This is a genomic window from Pseudomonas sp. GZJR-8 (assembly GCF_002916705.1).
GTDB lineage: Bacteria > Pseudomonadota > Gammaproteobacteria > Pseudomonadales > Pseudomonadaceae > Aquipseudomonas > Aquipseudomonas synxantha_A.
Window position 1 is genome coordinate 40411 of record NZ_JXSI01000019.1, and the last position, 17071, is coordinate 57481.

At 59.6% G+C, this 17071-nt stretch carries 13 protein-coding genes; all 13 read right to left on the minus strand.

The genetic code is table 11. The annotated features are described in order from the left end of the window. Positions 1-4: 4 nt before the first annotated feature. The 13 genes from TK42_RS25890 to ileS all read right to left on the minus strand — a co-directional run bounded on the left by TK42_RS25890 (position 5) and on the right by ileS (position 17007). Complete coding sequence (locus tag TK42_RS25890) at positions 5-1396, minus strand: SRPBCC family protein (RefSeq protein ID WP_032877002.1); 1392 nt, start codon at positions 1394-1396, stop codon at positions 5-7. A 39-nt stretch (positions 1397-1435) separates the two neighbouring features. Next, the gene (locus tag TK42_RS25895) at positions 1436-3424 is read right to left on the minus strand and encodes an alpha/beta fold hydrolase (RefSeq protein WP_050549316.1); all 1989 of its coding nucleotides are present in this window, start codon (positions 3422-3424) and stop codon (positions 1436-1438) included. A 34-nt stretch (positions 3425-3458) separates the two neighbouring features. After that, positions 3459-5036, minus strand: coding sequence for a class I adenylate-forming enzyme family protein (locus TK42_RS25900; RefSeq protein ID WP_158254352.1), 1578 nt, complete (start codon positions 5034-5036; stop codon positions 3459-3461). Positions 5037-5105: 69 nt separating this feature from the next. Continuing rightward, a complete protein-coding gene (locus TK42_RS25905) occupies positions 5106-5489 on the minus strand; it encodes a Rieske (2Fe-2S) protein (RefSeq protein ID WP_050549317.1) in 384 nt (127 codons plus the stop codon). Beyond that, positions 5479-5721: a hypothetical protein gene (locus TK42_RS25910; RefSeq protein ID WP_032877005.1), complete on the minus strand. Its 243-nt coding sequence runs from the start codon at positions 5719-5721 to the stop codon at positions 5479-5481. Before TK42_RS25910 ends, TK42_RS25905 begins: the two co-directional genes overlap by 11 nt. Before the next feature lie 144 nt (positions 5722-5865). Continuing rightward, positions 5866-8103, minus strand: a complete 2238-nt coding sequence (locus TK42_RS25915; RefSeq protein WP_103735462.1) for a polyketide synthase — start codon at positions 8101-8103, stop codon at positions 5866-5868. Beyond that, positions 8100-8420, minus strand: a complete 321-nt coding sequence (locus TK42_RS25920) for an acyl carrier protein (RefSeq protein WP_032877008.1) — start codon at positions 8418-8420, stop codon at positions 8100-8102. The genes TK42_RS25915 and TK42_RS25920 overlap by 4 nt, the downstream gene beginning before the upstream one ends. Then, a complete protein-coding gene (locus tag TK42_RS25925) occupies positions 8414-9187 on the minus strand; it encodes an SDR family NAD(P)-dependent oxidoreductase (protein WP_078820783.1) in 774 nt (257 codons plus the stop codon). The genes TK42_RS25920 and TK42_RS25925 overlap by 7 nt, the downstream gene beginning before the upstream one ends. Continuing rightward, positions 9184-10539 (minus strand): fatty acid--CoA ligase family protein, encoded by a 1356-nt coding sequence (locus TK42_RS25930; protein WP_103735463.1) that lies wholly within the window; start codon positions 10537-10539, stop codon positions 9184-9186. The genes TK42_RS25925 and TK42_RS25930 overlap by 4 nt, the downstream gene beginning before the upstream one ends. Before the next feature lie 47 nt (positions 10540-10586). Beyond that, positions 10587-11516 (minus strand): VOC family protein, encoded by a 930-nt coding sequence (locus tag TK42_RS25935; protein ID WP_032877010.1) that lies wholly within the window; start codon positions 11514-11516, stop codon positions 10587-10589. After that, on the minus strand, positions 11513-12877 hold the full coding sequence (locus TK42_RS25940; protein ID WP_103735464.1) for a cytochrome P450: 1365 nt from the start codon (positions 12875-12877) through the stop codon (positions 11513-11515). Before TK42_RS25940 ends, TK42_RS25935 begins: the two co-directional genes overlap by 4 nt. Positions 12878-13002: 125 nt before the next feature. Then, positions 13003-13854, minus strand: coding sequence for a 4'-phosphopantetheinyl transferase superfamily protein (locus TK42_RS25945; RefSeq protein WP_103735465.1), 852 nt, complete (start codon positions 13852-13854; stop codon positions 13003-13005). 60 nt (positions 13855-13914) lie between these two features. Then, positions 13915-17007 carry an isoleucine--tRNA ligase gene (ileS, locus tag TK42_RS25950; protein ID WP_032877014.1) on the minus strand — a complete coding sequence of 1031 codons (3093 nt, stop codon included), beginning with the start codon at positions 17005-17007 and terminating at the stop codon, positions 13915-13917. Between the last annotated feature and the right edge of the window lie 64 nt (positions 17008-17071).

Below are 17071 nucleotides of genomic sequence, written 5' to 3' on the forward strand. Positions count from 1 at the left end.
TGGTTCAATCGCGCCTGTCAAGATAGTGCATAAGTGTGTTATGGAAGTGCCGTATCCTGGATTCATGAAGATCGCTCAATACCAGCGGGTCATTGCTCAAGGCTTGCAGGCCCGCACGCATATTCTTGATATTGTCCATGTCCTGATCGTATACATAGCCTAACCAGTCAGGCAGTACACCGGCGTGCTCATAGGTGTCGTCCGGCCCCATTTCCACGGTCGCTGCAGGCTCGGGTCGCTGCGCGCCCTTGGGTATGTCGACCAAGTAGAAAAGATCGAAGATGCAGCTATTATGGTCGTTTTGGTTGGGGCGAAAACGCAGCACGGGCGGCAGAGAAATGCCGCGAAAGAAGATCATATTCGGGAACAGCGAATACTGCAGTACATCGACGGCTTCAGCGTCAGACAACCCACTGACATCCCTGCCACTGGCCAACCCGTATTGCAAACGCATCACACTGGCCATGTAGCGCCTTGCTGTCATGCCGGCCTGAAGGTGAGGGGCGTAGGGGCCGCTTTTCCCATTGAGTACGTTGCGATGAAATTGATCCATGATCGCCTGTTCGGACAGCGGCTCATGATCCTCGCAGACCGACAGCCCGACCGCGTGAAAACTGCGGCTCACATGACGCTCATCGGGTCGAACATCGTATTGCAGGGTATCGCTCAGATGGGCCCATGTATGCCCGTGCGTCTCGGGGGCATGCAACCCTTCCATGAAGGACTCCATGACGTTTTTCCAGTTCGCCGGGAGTATGTGCCGGCTGTGCCCCGCAATGTACTTGCCCTCATACTGATTGATGGCCAACTCACCGGGCAGGCTCTCCATATAATCGGCCAAAGGCTCGCAGGCAGGATCCATATTGATGAAAATGAAACCGCCCCAGGTGTCTGTCTTGACCTCCAGCAAACGGCGACCCTCCCAGTCAAGGTGGGCAAAATCCCATGCCGCCGGTATGCGCTTGAGGGTGCCATCCAGGTCCCAGGCAAATCCGTGATAGGGGCAACGCAGTTCTCGCACGCTCGAATCGCCCGAGCACAGGCGCCGGCCACGGTGACGACAACTGTTGTAGTAGGCCTTGATTTCCAGTGCTTCGTTACGAACGAGGATGAAGGATAACTCGCCGATCTCGTAGAGCGTCAAATCCCCCGCCTCTGGAATTTGTTCCTCCCGCGCAGCCATCTGCCAAACTCGAGACCACATCCGATCCATTTCCAGTTGATGAAAACCGGCAGACAGATAGGCGTCGCGATCAACCTCCATCCTGTACCGGCCTGCGGGAAAATGCTCCCGCATATCGGCCGGGACACTGCTCTGATCGTCGCGTGCCAGGACCTCTTGATAATCGATGGGCATGGACAAGTCCGCGACGTGCTCGATCAATTTGCTTTTCATCTTCCCTCCTTTGATGCCGTGTGGATGAGCAGGCTGGACTTATGCATCCGCCTGGGAACCCGGCATCACCGGGCTGAGGTTCTTGATATACGCCGTCACCACTCCCAACAACCCCAGGTGGTTATACAAACCAAAATGATCCATGCCAGCGATTTCCGAATAGTCAGCACCCTCATGCAGTTCGATAAAGCGCTTTGACTCATGGGGGCTCACAGCTTCATCACAGGTGCCGGCGATGACATGGCACGGTACCCCGAGTTGCTCATCCTGCAGCGGGTACTCGCCGACTTGCAGCGCGGTAATAGCCCGGCTATAGCAATACAGCGACTCCGCGGATTCAAAGGGCAGGCTCGTCAGGTGGATAAGGTTCGGATCCGTCGCGTCGAGGATCTCGCTGGATTGGCGGCTCTGTGTCGCACTCTCGGTATTCTCACTGCCGGAGCGCGCAAAAAACGACGCGTGAAAGCGCTCTGCCTGGCTACGCGACTGTGAAATAAGCGGCAACACCTGCCGCAGGTTGCGCATGAAAGCGGTCTCCTCTTCCTCTGCGCTCACCAGGCCATACGCGCCACTGATAAGCGTCAGGCTCGCGACTTCTTTCAACTTGCGGGCGTGATAGGCGATGTAGGCCCCCGAACACCAGCCGATCAGATGTGCTTTTTCTATATTGAAGTAATCAAAAATCCGCTGCAGGTCGCCGATATGCGCCGCAACACTGACGTCAATGGTGTCGATATCATCCACGGGGCTGGGGATACCGCGGCTTTCCCAGGTAACAAAGCGGAAGTCATCTTCCAGGGCCTCCCTGAGGCGGTTGGCCAGTTCCAAAGGCATGCCGACTGCGTTGATGAAGACCACGGTTTCCTTGCGCTTGTCCGCCGAGGCATAGACATTGAGGGGCACCCGGTCTTGTGTATCGATCACGTATTGACGCAAGAGGTCAGGTTTGCGTTGGCTCAGCGCCACCACCCCACCCTTGATGTAGCCCTCGACGTCTGCAATCGTCAGCGCACAGCCGCCTCCATCGGCCCGAAGAAAGGTCTTGGTGTTGTGGATGTAGGGGTTGTAAAACACGGTTTTACGGGCCAGCAGTTTCTCGATGGCCGAGGGGTTTTCCAGCCCGCTTTCATCGATCTGCAAACCACTGAGCTCAATGGCCCGGGAAATAATATCGAGCAACACGCGCACTTCGATATTGGTCGACGACGTGGCGTGGAAGATGCCCCGCGGGCAACTCGCCAGATTGTCGTACACCCGCATGATGTCCTGGCACACCTGATCTACTGGCACCAGGTTGACCCTGGCGTGGGGCTTACCCGACAGGCGCACGGTTTGTTCAGTGTTGCGCATGGCGCGCTTGAGGCGGTTGACCTCCCTCAGGAACCCATACAGGCCAGTGGTGCTGCCACCTGCGGATTGAGTGGCCTGCGGACCGATAACAATCGACGGTCGGATAATCACCAACTCAATTCCACTGGCAGTGCACAGGCGGTCAATCAAGTGCTCGGCCGCACATTTGGTTTCTTCGTAATAGTTATTGAATTCAGTGCTCTGGTGCAGGCATTCCTCCACCTCACCCGAACCAACGCCTGCGGTATAAGCAGTCGAGATATAGAAAAACGTCTGGCAGCCCAACGCCTGTGCTGCATGGAACGCATGGGTCAGGCCGTTGATATTGTGCTCATAGATAATGTCGCGGTTCTTTTCTTCGAAATTGAGCGATGAAGCAAAGTGCAGGAAGACCGCCTGCTCCGAGGCCTGCGCCCGGGACTGAGCGATATCCATCCCCGCCAACGGCTGGGTGATATCGGCGCGCCGGGCTTTCAAGCCGGCAAAAGAGAGTCGCGCGTCAGTGGCAGGATAATGCTGGCCCGCCGAGAGCACCGCATCGCGGATACGATGTCGGCACTCATTGTCGTCGCGCCCCCTGACCAGGCAGGTCACATCGAACTCACCGGTGAGCAAATGCCGATAGATAAAATGGCTTCCCAGAAAACCAGTGCCGCCGGTCACATAGAGCTTTTTCATGTCGCCTTCCTCAAACGGTAAATGACGGGCCTGCTCAGGCCGGTTCATGGGCCTGTTGCAAAGCCATCTGGCGCAATTGATTTTTGGCAATCTTGCGCAAGCCGGCACGGGGAAAATCTTCCAGGAAAATAATTTCGCGAGGCCGCTTGAAGTCGGCCAGGCGCTCGCGGCAGGCCTGTTCGATATGCCGCCTGGCGAGCGCCTGGTCCTCACGACCGCTAGCGTTGAGCACGGCAAACAACACCGGTGTTTCCGTCAACAAGGGATCGGGGCGCGACACTACCGCCACTTCGCTGATCATGGCGCTGGCGTACGCAGCGAACTCAATCTCCGAAGCCGATACGTTTTCCCCGCCCACCTTGATGATGTCTTTCAAGCGCACATCAAAAAACAGCACGCCCTCGGTAGTCTCGAAAAAGCGGTCGCCGGTGATGTACCAACCGTCCTCTGTGAAGGCGTCGCGGGTTTCGCCAGGCTTGTTGAGATAGCCCAGAAACAGATTCTTGCCGGGTTGCGCGTTGAACTGCAGATCGGCACTGATTCGCGCATTGAACGGCCCGGCATTCGTGACGGGATCGGTCAACCGATAGCGGTAGCCACTCACTGGCTTGCCAATCGAATAATTGAGGTCCGCGCTGTGCTGCTCGCTCGTCACACTGCCAATGGCAAACAGCTCAGTCATGCCCCACCACCCTACGGTCTTCACACCAAACAGCGCCTCCACGTCGGTGTTGCGGCTGGGAAAGCCCCAAAACCTGAAGCTGTGTCGAACCGGTTTCTCCAGGGCTGCCAGGGCATGACAAACGAACGGCAGGATCGCGGCCCATGTGCATTCAAAGTGTGCCGCATCGCTCCAGAAGCGTTGGGGGTTGAACACCCGCCGCAGCACCATGGCGGCTCCCGAAAACAATGAGGTGAGCACTTGATAGGAAAAAGCCATGGTGTGGCAGAGCGGAAAAAACACCAGCGTCACATCGTTTTCGGTGACCTGCAGGTGCTCGATATTGGACTGCGCTGACCACACCAGGTGCGCGTGGGAGATGACGACGCCCTTGGGCTGGCTGGTAGTGCCCGACGTATAGAGGATCAGCGCTGGATGATCGCCTGCGACGCACGCCATGCCGACGCAGGCCCCCCGCATGGAGACGAGCTCATCGATGCCAGGAAAAACGGAGCACTCGCCGGTGTCCTCGTCCGAGGCTGCCACCACTACCAGGGAAGTATGCAGGTCGCCGGCAAACAACCCCAGGTCATTGAGTGAGGTGACGACCATCTTCGGCGCAGCATCGCTGACGATGTAGCGCATTTCTTCCTGACTGAGGCGATTACCCACTACTACAGCGGTCGCTCCGAGATAGGCGCAGGCGAATACCAGGATCAACGCATGGGCTTCGACATCGAGGCACAGCACGATTCGATCGTCACGCTTGATACCCAGCCCGGCCAAGGCCACCGCTGCGTTGCTGATAGCTTGATGAAGCTGGGCATAGGACAGCTTCGCGGCACTGCCCAGATCCGGTAAGTGCAGCGCGGTACGCTGGGCATGCCGATCGCACACCTGCGCTAATGCCAGGCATACATTTGCACCGACGCCAGGGGTCAACTGTTCCATCTCACATTCCCTTGCCATACCAAAAATAGAAGACGCACATTGCCAGCCGCGGTGCCAGGCGAAGCAGGCTCACGTACCGCACTCCGGCCTGGCCTGTGCGCGTTGCTCGATCATCACGTCGCTGTCGATCAGATGCACCTTGTAGGTCGTCAGTGCGCAGCGGGTATGCGGCCCCAACGCCTCGCCCGTCTCCAGGTCGAACCTGGCGCCGTGGTGCGGGCAAATCAGTTGGCCGCGCCGGATCAAGGCGCCGTCCATCGTCTTACCCTGATGCGGGCAGCGGTTTTCCACGGCATAGACCGCCTGCCTGGCCTGGCAAAGCAATATCGCCTGCCCTTCTACTTGAACAGCCAGCGTGCCGCCTTCCTCCAGCGCATCCCGCTTCGCGGCGAACTGACAAGCGGGCGGATGCTCTACCAACGGCGACGACGCCTTCACGACCTCACTGCTCACGTTGGGCGAACCACTGGACGATCTGGTCGATACTGCAACCGTAGAGGCCAACTGCATCCTTTTGCGCAACGGTGACCTGGCTGACACGCTCAAGCTGCGCGAACAGTGCCATCATGGTCAGCGAGTTGATTTTCAATCGAGTCTCGATCAGTGGCACATGTGGCTCGACCGTCACGGCTCGGCCCAGGGTGGCCTGCAACGCGTCCTGGACGGTCTGGCGAGTGATCTGCATCTACGCCTCCTGTGGATGCCGGCGACCCGGGCATCGGTGCGGATTGGATTTTTATATTCCCCATCTTCCTGGCGGCCATCAACCTATAAGCCTTATGGGGAGACATCTTCCCGCGCCCATGAAAAACTTACCGCACGCGGGCTTTCAGTCTTCAACTGGCCAATAGCGTTGACGGGCGAACGGATACGTGGGCAATGACAGTTTCTGTGCCTTTACCAAGCGGTAATAATCCAGCCAATCAAAGCTGACTCCGGCCTGCACAACGTCGCAGGCAAAGCGTTCCACGTCAGCGAACGTCAGCATTTCCTCGGCCAGATGCACGCAGCGCCCGGACGATGGCACGGTTACAGCCCAGGCCTGGCGGCTGACGACGAGCACTGCAACCTGGGCCGAATCAGGCCAGCCAGGGGAAGCAAGCTGGGCGGCGCCCTGCCCCTCCTGCACAAACGCGCTCAACCACTCAGGGCTAGCGTCTAGTGCCGACGATGCGCCGCACCCGAGCTGCAGACAGCGGTTGATCCAGTGGCCGTAACCCCTGTCGATCACGGCCTCGAACACCATCCCCCAGCGCACCAACTGTTGATACAGCGCCACTTCGAACGCCAGTTCGGCGCAGCGAGCCGCCGCTTCAACGGTCTGTGGCGTACTGGAGAGACGGCCCAGGCACTCTGCGTAATCATCGGCCATGCGCTGGTATCTCGGCGCCGCCAGCCATGCCTGCCGACTGGCATCGTCAAGGTGCTGCGGCTGCTCGCACAGGTAATACACCAGGCGCGGCGTGAACGTCGCCGGCGCATCCAGCACGCTGTGTGCGGCCTCTTCAAAAAACCTGTCCACGTCTATGCCTGCTTTCAACACACCAGCGAACCGCTCGCGATGTGCGCTGCGGCTGATGTTTATGGTATGCGCCAGCGCCAGACGATCAATTGGCCCGCTGTCACGGACGAAATGGGCGAACCGCAGCAGGTATTGGCGTAGTTGCTCTCGCGTTGCGGCAGACAGACAAATCGGCACGTCCACCGCTGCGTCGGTCCCGCGCACCAGAGCTGGCGCAACGGACTGCAGCACGCTGAACACATTGGTGCCGCCGATCCCCAGGCAATTGATCGCTGCCAACCGCGCAGTGTCGGCGGGTTGCTCCAGCGCCTGCGACCACACCCGGGTGTCCTGGCTGACCCGGAACGGCGAATGCTCGAAATCGATGCGCGGATTGGGCGTGGTGAAATTGAGTGAAGGCACCAGGGTGTCGTGCTTTAGCATCAACGCCACTTTGATCAGGCTGGCGATGCCGGCTGCCTGTTCAAGGTGACCAATATTGGATTTGACACTGCCTATCGCACAAAAACCGTGGTCATGGGTATCCAGGCGGAAGGCTTTTTCAAGCGCCTTGATTTCCAGAGGGTCGCCCAGGCTGGTGGCGGTACCATGACACTCCACATAACTGATCTGCCGCGCATTGGCGCGCGCCAGCGTGATCGCCCGCACCATGGCTTTGGCCTGCCCTGGCACACTGGTGGCGGTGTAGCCGATTTTCATCGCCCCATCATTGTTGACATGGCTGGATTTGATCAGCGCATACACATGATCACCATCGCGTATCGCGTCGGCGTGGCGGCGCACGATGACGCTCGCCACGCCGCTGCCGAACAACGTGCCGCTGGCATCACTGGAAAACGGACAGCAACGACCGTCGCGAGACAATAACGGGCTCTGTCCGAGGGGATAACCGGTATGGTGCGGAATACGAATGGCGGCTGCCCCCACCAGCGCAGTGTCGACCTCCCCCAGGCGCAGAGCGTTGCAGGCCAGGTGCAACGCCACCAGCGAACTTGAACACGCGGTCTGCACGGTCATGCTCGGGCCTGTCAGGTTGAGCTTGAAGGACAGGCGCGTGGCGAGAAAATCCTTGTCGTTACCCTGGTGAACCAGGCTGGCGGTTTCATGATGCAAGGGGTCGAGACGGTCACCAAACTGATGCAAATAGCTGGTGGTGATGCCCCCCATGCATGCATAGACACCCGTCACGCCGGCTTGAGCCGCCTTGACATGCCCGGCATCCTCAAGCGCCTCATACCCCACCTCCAGCAACAGTCGATGCTGCGGATCGAGCAATATGGCCTCGCGCGCGGAAACCCCGAAGAACCGCGCATCGAACCATTCGATGCCTTCAAGCACCGGGCTGCGCCGGATATAACCAGGCTCGCTCCATTGCTCGCGGGTGACACCCGCCGCGCTCAGTTGCTGATCGTCAAGGTCAACGATCGACTCGCGGCCCTGGCGCAGGTTCTCCCAGAACACTCGCTGGTCAGGTGCACCCGGAAAGCGGCATGCCAACCCGACAACGGCCAGGTCGCCCAGATGGCTCTCTAGGGCCTGGCTCACAGTTGGCGCAGATCACGCAGTTGGGCGTCCAGCGGGTCCGGACTCGGCCCCGGCACACCCTGTTGCGCATACGCTCGACACAAGTCCGCCACGGTCACGATGCTGGTGATCGCCACGGCATCGGCGAAGGGGTCTGTTCCATAAACCGCTTCCAGGTTGCTGATCAGCGTCGCCAGATCCAGGGAGCTCAGGCCCAAGTCGCTGAAGCGGCTGTCAATTTCCACCGCCACCAAAGGCCCACCCTTCGCCCCCAGAACCTGAGCGATCTGGTGCTCTACTTGATCGAATACTTGATCCATGACTTGATGATTCAGCATGTGAAACCTCCATCGACTGCGATGTTTTGACCGGTGACAAAGGTGCCCCGGTCTACCAGGTACAGGATCAGATCCGCGACTTCCTGCTGGGTACCCAGACGCCCCAACGGTGTGCGGCGCTCGATCCTGCTGAGTGTCTGGGGGCTCAGGTCCTTGACCATGTCGCTGGAAAAGTAGCCAGGCGAAACTGAGTTGACGCGAATGCCCCGTGGGCCCAGCTCCTTGGCCAGGCTGCGGGTCAAGCCATCCATCGCGGCCTTGGTTGCGCTGTAAACCGTCAGGCCGGAATGACCCCGCAGGGCATTGATAGATGACACATTCACCACGCTGCCCGCGCCACGCTTGAGCAGCTTGGCCGTGACCAGCTTGGTCAGGTACAACTGGCCCTTGAGGTTGATATCAAGCGCACTGTCGATGTCCGCCACGCGCATCGTGCTGAGGATGCCTTCAACACCGGTGGCGGCATTGTTGACGAGCCCGTCGAGGCCACCGAAGCGCTTTTCCACCTGCTGGACGAAGGCGGTGAGCGCTGAGTAGTCGGTGCAGTCCAGTGCCTGCCAATGAAAGTCGGCACGCTCGCTCAACTCCGTGACAGCCGGGGACTCTCGACGACTGAAGGTCGCGACGTTATAGCCTGCCTCCAGGAAACATCGGACCGTCGTCAATCCCAGGCCCTGGCTACCGCCACTGACAATGATGGTGCCCTTTACCGCAGATGGAGCGCTGTCATGGCGAGTGTGTAAAGCGTCAGAAACTGCATCAGTCATTGCGAGGCCACCTTGATTTTCTTGAATCGATCGCTGTGCAGGCGCCCGGTCACAAATTCGATATGACGCGGCACCTTGAAATCTTCCAACCCTTGCTGGCAATGCAGCATGATCTGGCGCTTGGCGTCGTCGGTGTCCAACTCACCCTCCAGAACGACCGTGGCGGCCACGATCTGCCCGGTGACCGGACTCTTGCGCCCCCATACCACGGCATCCTTGACGAAGGGGAGGCTCAACAGCCGACTCTCGACTTCTACCGGCAGCACTTTGAGCCCTCCCACATTGATCAGGCTTTCTCCACGCCCGAGGATGCGGAAATAATCGCCACGGGTTTCAACCATATCCCCCGTGCATAGCCAGCCCTCCTGATCGATCACCGACGGCGCGTTCAGATAGCCGAGCATCGCGGTGCGGGTCTTGATCCACAGAATCTGATCAACCACCTTCACCTGCACATCGTCAGTGGCAATTTGAATCCACAGCGAGTCACTCGACTCCGAGCGCGTGGAGAGGATGCCCAGCTCGCTCATGCCATAGGTCTGCTTGAAACGCACAGCCGGGAACACCTCGTTCAGCGCGGCCAGGGTCGATTCGGGCATGGTCTCGGTGCCGTAGGTCACCAGTTCCAGGCTGGAAAGATCGTAGGTCTCGTACGCCCGTCCCCATAGCAGCATGTTGAGAAATGTAGGGGTGGCGGGAAGGAGCTGGATCCGGTGTTCAGCAATCTGCCGGCAAATGCTCACGGCGTCGCGGGAATCGAGCTTGACCAGTGTCGAGCCGCTGAATAAACAGTGCAGCAACGTATTGAAACCGCCGATATGGTCCAGCAACAGGAATGCAGCCGTGGTACGAGGCCTTGAGCGCGGCGCATCGCGGTATTTGGCAAAAAGCCTTTCGAGGCTGAGCAGGATGGCCTTGGGCTCGCCGCTGCTGCCTGAACTGAGCAATATCAGACCGGCTTCTCGGCGATCGAACAGGCCTGCCACCAACTCGTGGGTGGGCAACTGTGTGGTTAACGCCTGCAGATCGCCGGGGTGATCGGCGTCGATGATCCAACTGGCCCCTGTCGTACGTGCCACCGCCGCGCAGCGTTCAGACGAACTGCGATTGAGTGGCACCACCACGCAATGCCGGGTGTACAAGGCCAGAATCGCCCCCACCATCGCGCAGCTATAATCACCATTGACGATTACCGTGCAGCACGCGATGTTCTGGTGCGCCAGAAGCGCCCGCCAGGACATCATCGCTTGCCCTATGGCGTTGAAGGAGGACTGCTGCCCATCGGCGATCAGCGCAATGCCGTCGCCGAACGAAGCCAGGCGGTCGCTGATCCAATTACGTTCCTCTCTCATGTCTGCCTGTGCTCCTGTTGCTGTTTGCCAAAACACCGCACGAACGCTCAAGGCGATGCGCGAGCCATCCTGGCCGACAACCCGACCAGCCCTCCAATCAGTAACCGCGCCAGCCTGGCCAACCTTCCGGGAGCGCGAAAGCCCCAGATGGCATCCATCCAGGCGGGCAATTGCAGCAACTCCACCGACAGCCCAGCGCGGCTGCGCAGGTACACCACGTGGGATAACCCACCGCCAACCGGCGGCGTGCTTGAGCTGAAGCCTTCACGCAGCACGCGTCGGTAAAGGGCATTGAAGTGGCTTGGGCGGCGTACGCCCAGGGCGACATTCATCAGTCCGGGTTCATTGAGTGGTCGTACGGCGCCCACGCCTTGGCGGTGCACCAGTTCGATCCAGTGCTCACCCGCATCCAGGGCGCAGCGCGGCGTGTCGCAGCTGACCGTGGCCGAGGGCTGGCACGCCGACAGCGGCAGCCCCAGCGCCCGATGAAAATAATCCACGGCGTCCTCCAGATCTTCGACCACCAGCCGTACGCCGATAATGCGCCCGACCGCGCCGCCAGCCTCAGCCTCCACCAGTTGCACCGGTACGCCATCGGGGTCGCGCAGCACTGTGCCGGTGAGGTCGACGGGTATACCGGCCGCCTGCAAGCGCGCCACGGCGGCGTCTATATCGGCTACCGCGACAAACAAGCGCTCGTAGCCGCTGCGTGTGCGCGTTGCCGCCGGCAACCGGCACGGTTGGCTGAACTCGAAGAATTCAAGCTGAAAAAATGCCTGTGCGTCAGCCATCCAGTAATTGACGCCCTGCACCGCCGTCATCTCGAACAGTCGGGCAGCCATGGGTCCGCGAACCTGAAAACTGCCGGTGGCACGCAAACCCAACAACGCGGCATAAAACTGCATGCTGGTGGCGGCGTCGGCGGAGCAGATTGCGACCTGGCACAATCGCGGCGGCGCAAGTTCGGACCTGCTCACGGGCGATTCCGTGGCGTAAAGGAAATGGCAAATCGCTCGCTCAAGCCTGCGGCGGGGTTGGAGAAATCCATCTTGATATCGCTGAGCTTGCACGCCGGGCGCAAATCGGTGTGATACAAAAACAGCGCCAGGTTCAACGACAACAGGATATTGGCCAGCCCCGCCCCGATGCAGGTGTGCGGCCCACGACCGAAGGGTGCCCAGGCGCCGCTGGCGCGGTGTTCAAGCCGCGGCTCTTCATAGCGAGTGATGTCGAAGACCTGAGGGTTCTTGAACCACGCAGGATCCGTGTGGTTGGCAGTGGTGAATAGAATGATGTCCTGCCCTTTGTCGATCGAGTAACCCTGAAACTCGAAGTCTTTCGCTGCCGTACGGCGCACCGCGTAGGCCGTTGGATAAAGACGCATCACCTCGCGGATGAAGTTCTTCAGGGTCTCCATGTTTTCCAGGCCATCAGCGTCCGGCAATCCCTGGCTGAAACAGGCATCCACTTCATCACGCAACGCCTGGTGCAAGTGCGGCTGCTTGAAAAGCTCCAGCAGCATGAAGCTCAAGGTGGCACCGACGGTGTCGATGCCTGCCAGGTAGGAGATGATGGCGTGGTTGCGCATATCTCCTGGGGTAAACCACTGGGGCTGGACCATCTGCCCTTTTTCCTTGAGCGTCTGGAAGTAACCCTGGGTTTGCTCCTGGGTCCGTTCCGACTCGATAATCCGGTCAGCCAGCGCCTGCACCTGCTTTTTCGCCGCCCGGTAACCCGGCAGGCGCAACGCCAGCCGCGGCCACTTTTTCAGGGCACAAACGTTCATCGCGGTATTCTGATACCGCATCAGCGCCTCGACTTCATCCGGCGTGGGTTGATAACCCTGCAGTGATCCACCAATCTGCTGCGACAGCACATGCCGAAACAGCGCCGACACCTTTTGATCAACGCCGTAGCGCGCTTGCAGGGTATCCGTGAAGATCTGCGCAAGCATGGGAATGCGCTCGTTGAACGCCGACTTGGAGAACAGCGGCTTCATCAGGTTGCGCTGGAAGCGATGGGCATCACCATCCACGCCGATGAACGAATGCGGGCATTGCATCTCTTGCAAGGTCGCTTCCCAGAACCCGCTTGAGACAAAGCAATCCTTGCCCTTGTCCGCCACGAATCGGTTCGCCTCCATGCCGGCCAATACCACGAAGTTCATATGCGCGGCCTTGACCCGGTAGACATCGCCATAGGTACTGCGCGTGGTTTGCAAGAAGCCCAGGGGGTTGCGGATCAAGGCAAACGCACTGCCGAGCAGTGGCCAGCCCTTGACCACGGGAAGCTGGCGGTTGCCGGCCCCACTCGAGACCTCTCTTTCCCACGATGTCATCGTTGCTCTCCCGGATGGCGTTTGGTCTATGCATTGCCGCGCCCTGCCTGCGACACATCAGTGCCCAGCGAAAAAAGCATAACCAAAAGCGGCGCGATCCAAACCTATAAGCACTGATAGGTAAATTAGCCGAGGTCGATCTCGGGTGTGGCGCAGATGCCCGGCAGCCTCCATGGCGGCGTCACCGTGTGGGGGGCCGCTTGGCGCCGACACAGGCAGGCCAGGCCGAGGGTACGCACGCGGGGAATGACTTCCTGCACGCGCAGGCAAAACCTGGCCCGAGGCGATTCATGACAGGCAGCCACAGCCAGGCAGTAGCGCGCCAGCAGCAGTGTTGACCAGAATTGCCAATGCCGGGCGTCGGTTGTCGGTGGGTTGAATTGAAGGGAATGCCCGCAGCTTGGCCCCAGCCGGAAGGCAAAGCTGTCGAGCGGTACAGCAAGACCTTCGCCGCGGGCCTTTATGTAGGCTTCCTTGAGTGTCCATATCTCGAAAAATCGCTGCGCACGGTGCGCTGCGCCACACTGCTGCAGGTCGTGGCGCTCGGCGGCCGCAAAGAACGTATCGGCCACCGAAACGCCGTCGCCCTGGCGCTGCAGGTCTTCAACATCGATGCCGATTGCCTGTCGCGACACGGCCATGACGATCAAGCCATCGGTATGGGAAACATTGAAGTGCAGGGACTGCGAGGGGTCCAACACCGGATCGATACACGGCTTGCCGTGATCGTTGTAGGCAAAGCACCAGTGCTGCGGGGGAATACCGGGGTGATACATCGACAACACATGACGCACAAGCGCCCGGGTAACCAGGTACTGATGGCGATGTCGGGCAAAATGAAATTGCGCCATCCGCTGGCGCTCACTGTCACTGAGCACCGCGGCATATTCGGCCAACAGGTCAGCCGCGACGATCAACTCATCACGACAGACCCACAACTGGATATCGCCCGGTGGTAACGGCCACTCACGATCCATCGTGACTCCAGCGGCACCACCTGGTGCCGCTCGACAGCGCGGCACCAGGTCGGCATTGCCTCAGGCCAGTACGCTACGGCGCAGTTGAATACGCACAGGGTCGCCCTCGGGCAGCTCGACTTCGTCCACTGCCAGCGGCGCCTCAAGATCGCTGCGCAACAAGCTCTGGACCAGTAACTGGCTCTTGAGCCAGTCCTCGTGGTGCACCAGGATCTCATCGACATAGGCACCGCCGAGCACGGCGATGTCGACTTTTTCGGTGTAGCCCAGCTTGGCTTTCTTGCGCAGGTCTTGCAGCCTGCGGTTGAGCTCACGTACGGCGCCTTCGCGCTTGAGCGAGGCATCGATGTCCAAGTCCAGCCAGACCACCATGTTCTCGACAATCCCGACGTTATTGAGCGTGTCACGCACGGTCAGGCGACGCTCGAACTCGTGGGGCTGGATCGTCTGCCCTGCGGCAACCAGCACCCCCTGTTCATCGATTACATACTCTCCAGCCTTCACCGCTGTGGTGACCGCCTTCATCGCCGGGCCCAGTCGCTTGCCGAGCAAGGAGAAGATCAATACCACCACGGGCTGCGCCCACTCGTCGGCATCGGCGGCCCACTGGACCTGCTTGACGTTGAGTTCCTCCTCGAGGAACTGTGCATAGCGCTCCAGTACGGCCTGTTCGATACCCGCGACGCGAATGCTGCGCAACGGAAACTTCTGCGAAACCCCATTGGTTTCGCGCACATTGCGCACGCTGGCGATCAAGTTACGCAGGCTGCTCATCTCATCGGCCAGCTCGTACGACAGGTACTGGCGATCGATGCTCGGCCAGTCTTGCAGGTGCACAGAGTCGGCATACCCCAGTTCGGTGTAGACCGCCTCAGCCAGAAACGGCATGAAGGGCGCCAGCAGACGAGCAAAATTAGATAACGCGTAGTGCAGCACTTCATAGCACTGGCGCTTGTCGTCATCCAGGCCATCGCGCCAGATGCGTGCCTTGTTCAAGCGCAGGTACCAGGTACTCAAGACGTTGATGAACACTTCGATACGCGAATAGATCTTGGAAAAATCCAGAGACTCCATCCACATCTTGATATCCGATTCCAGCGCCGCCAACTCATGCAACAAGTAGTGGTCCAGGACATTGTCCAGGGGCTGGCCAAGGTCGCCGGAAGGACTGAACTGGTCGATTTCGGTGAACGTTTTATAGAACTGCAGGCAATTCCAGAACAGCAGATGGTAGCGGCGCACCACGTCGCGCACCGACTCTTCACTGAACTTGATGTCCTCTCCCTTGCAGACCGGCGATGCCAGCAAGGCCACGCGCAAGGCGTCCGAACCGTGGGTCTGCATGAGATCCATCGGGTTGGGGTAGTTCTTCAGGCGCTTGGACATCTTGCGACCGTCCTTGGCCAGAATCACCCCGTGGCACATGGCGTTCTTGAAGGGGTTCTGCTCGAAACAGCCGGTGGAGATGACCATCATCGTGTAGAACCAACCGCGGGTCTGCGCAAGGTACTCGACGATGAAGTCGGCAGGGAAAGTCTGTTCGAACTCCTGCTTGTTTTCGAACGGGTAGTGCCGACTGGCGAACGGCATTGCGCCCGATTCGAACCAGCAATCGAAGACACCGGTCACCCGACTCATGGTGCCCTCGCAGCACTGGCAGGCGAAACGATGCTCGTCGATATGAGGCACATGCAGGTCTTCGACCTTGCGCCCGGAACGCGCTTCGATCTGCGCGATGCTGCCCATCACCTCGACGGTGCCGCACTGGTCACAGCGCCATACCGGGATGGGCGCACCCCAGAAACGGTTGCGTGACACCGCCCAATCGCGGGCATTACGGATCCAGTCCCCGAAGCGCCCTTCCTTCACATGCTCGGGCACCCAGTTGACCTGGCTGTTGTTTTCCACCAACTGCTCGCGCAGCGCCGACGCGCGGATGAACCAGGACTCTACCGCGCGATAGATCAGAGGGTTATCGCAACGCCAGCAGTGTGGATAGTTGTGTTCGATCTGTTCTTGCTTGAACAGCAAGCCACTGCTCTTCAGATCTGCAAGGATGCGCGGCGTGGCCTCGAAAATATTCTGCCCGGCATACTGCGCCACCGCATCGGAAAAGGTACCGTCGTCGCGAACAGGGTTAGGTGCAGGCAACTCGTATTGCTGCCCGAGCAAGGCGTCGTCCTCACCGAACGCAGGGGCAATGTGGACAATGCCAGAGCCATCGCCCATCTGTACGAAGTCGGCGGTGACCACGCGATGGGCCGAGGCATCGATCACCTCGCCGACCACCGGCAGATAACGCAGCCCAGCCAGCTCTGCGCCGGTACAGCGTTCCAGGATCACCGGCTCATCGAACAAGCCGCCCAGGCAACCTTCGGCCAGCCATAGGCGCTCTTCGCCGTGCTCGATGCACACATAGTTTTCATCGGCGGCCACGGCCAGTGCGACGTTGGCAGGCAACGTCCAGGGTGTGGTGGTCCATGCCAGGAAGAAAGTGTCCGGGCGGTCTTGTTGCCTGAACTTGACATAGGCGGACATATCGCGGCGCGGGCGGAAGGCGTCGTCCAGGCGCGCCTCGAAATTCGACAACACCGTCTGGCAACGCACGCAGTAAGGCACGATCTTGCCGCCCTCGTAGACATGCCCCTTGTCATGCAAGGTTTTAAAGCCCCACAGCACCGACTCCATGTAGTCGTTATCCATGGTCTTGTAGGCGCCATCGAAATCGACCCAACGGCCCATCCGGTTGACAAAGCCACGCCAGTCATCGGCGTACTTGAGCACCAGTTCTCTGCACTCGTCGTTGAACTGCTCCACGCCAAACTCGAGAATATCGCGCTTGGACTTGAAGCCCATGGCCTTCTCGACTTCGAACTCCACCGGCAAGCCGTGGCAATCCCAGCCCCAGCGGCGTGGGACCTGTTTGCCGAGCATCGTCTGGTAACGCGGTATGACGTCTTTGATATAGGAAGTCAGAATATGGCCGTAGTGCGGCAGGCCGGTAGCAAACGGCGGGCCGTCATAAAATACGTACACCGGCTTACCCTCACGGGCGCTGATGGATTGCTCGAACGTCTTTTCTTTTTCCCACCGCTCGAGTACCGCATCTTCCATTGCCGGAAATCTAACCGGCCCACTTCCTTCCGTACTCATCAGTCACACCTGTCAGTAAAAACAAAAAAAGCACCCCCTCGGGGCTTTACCTTACCTGGCGGTC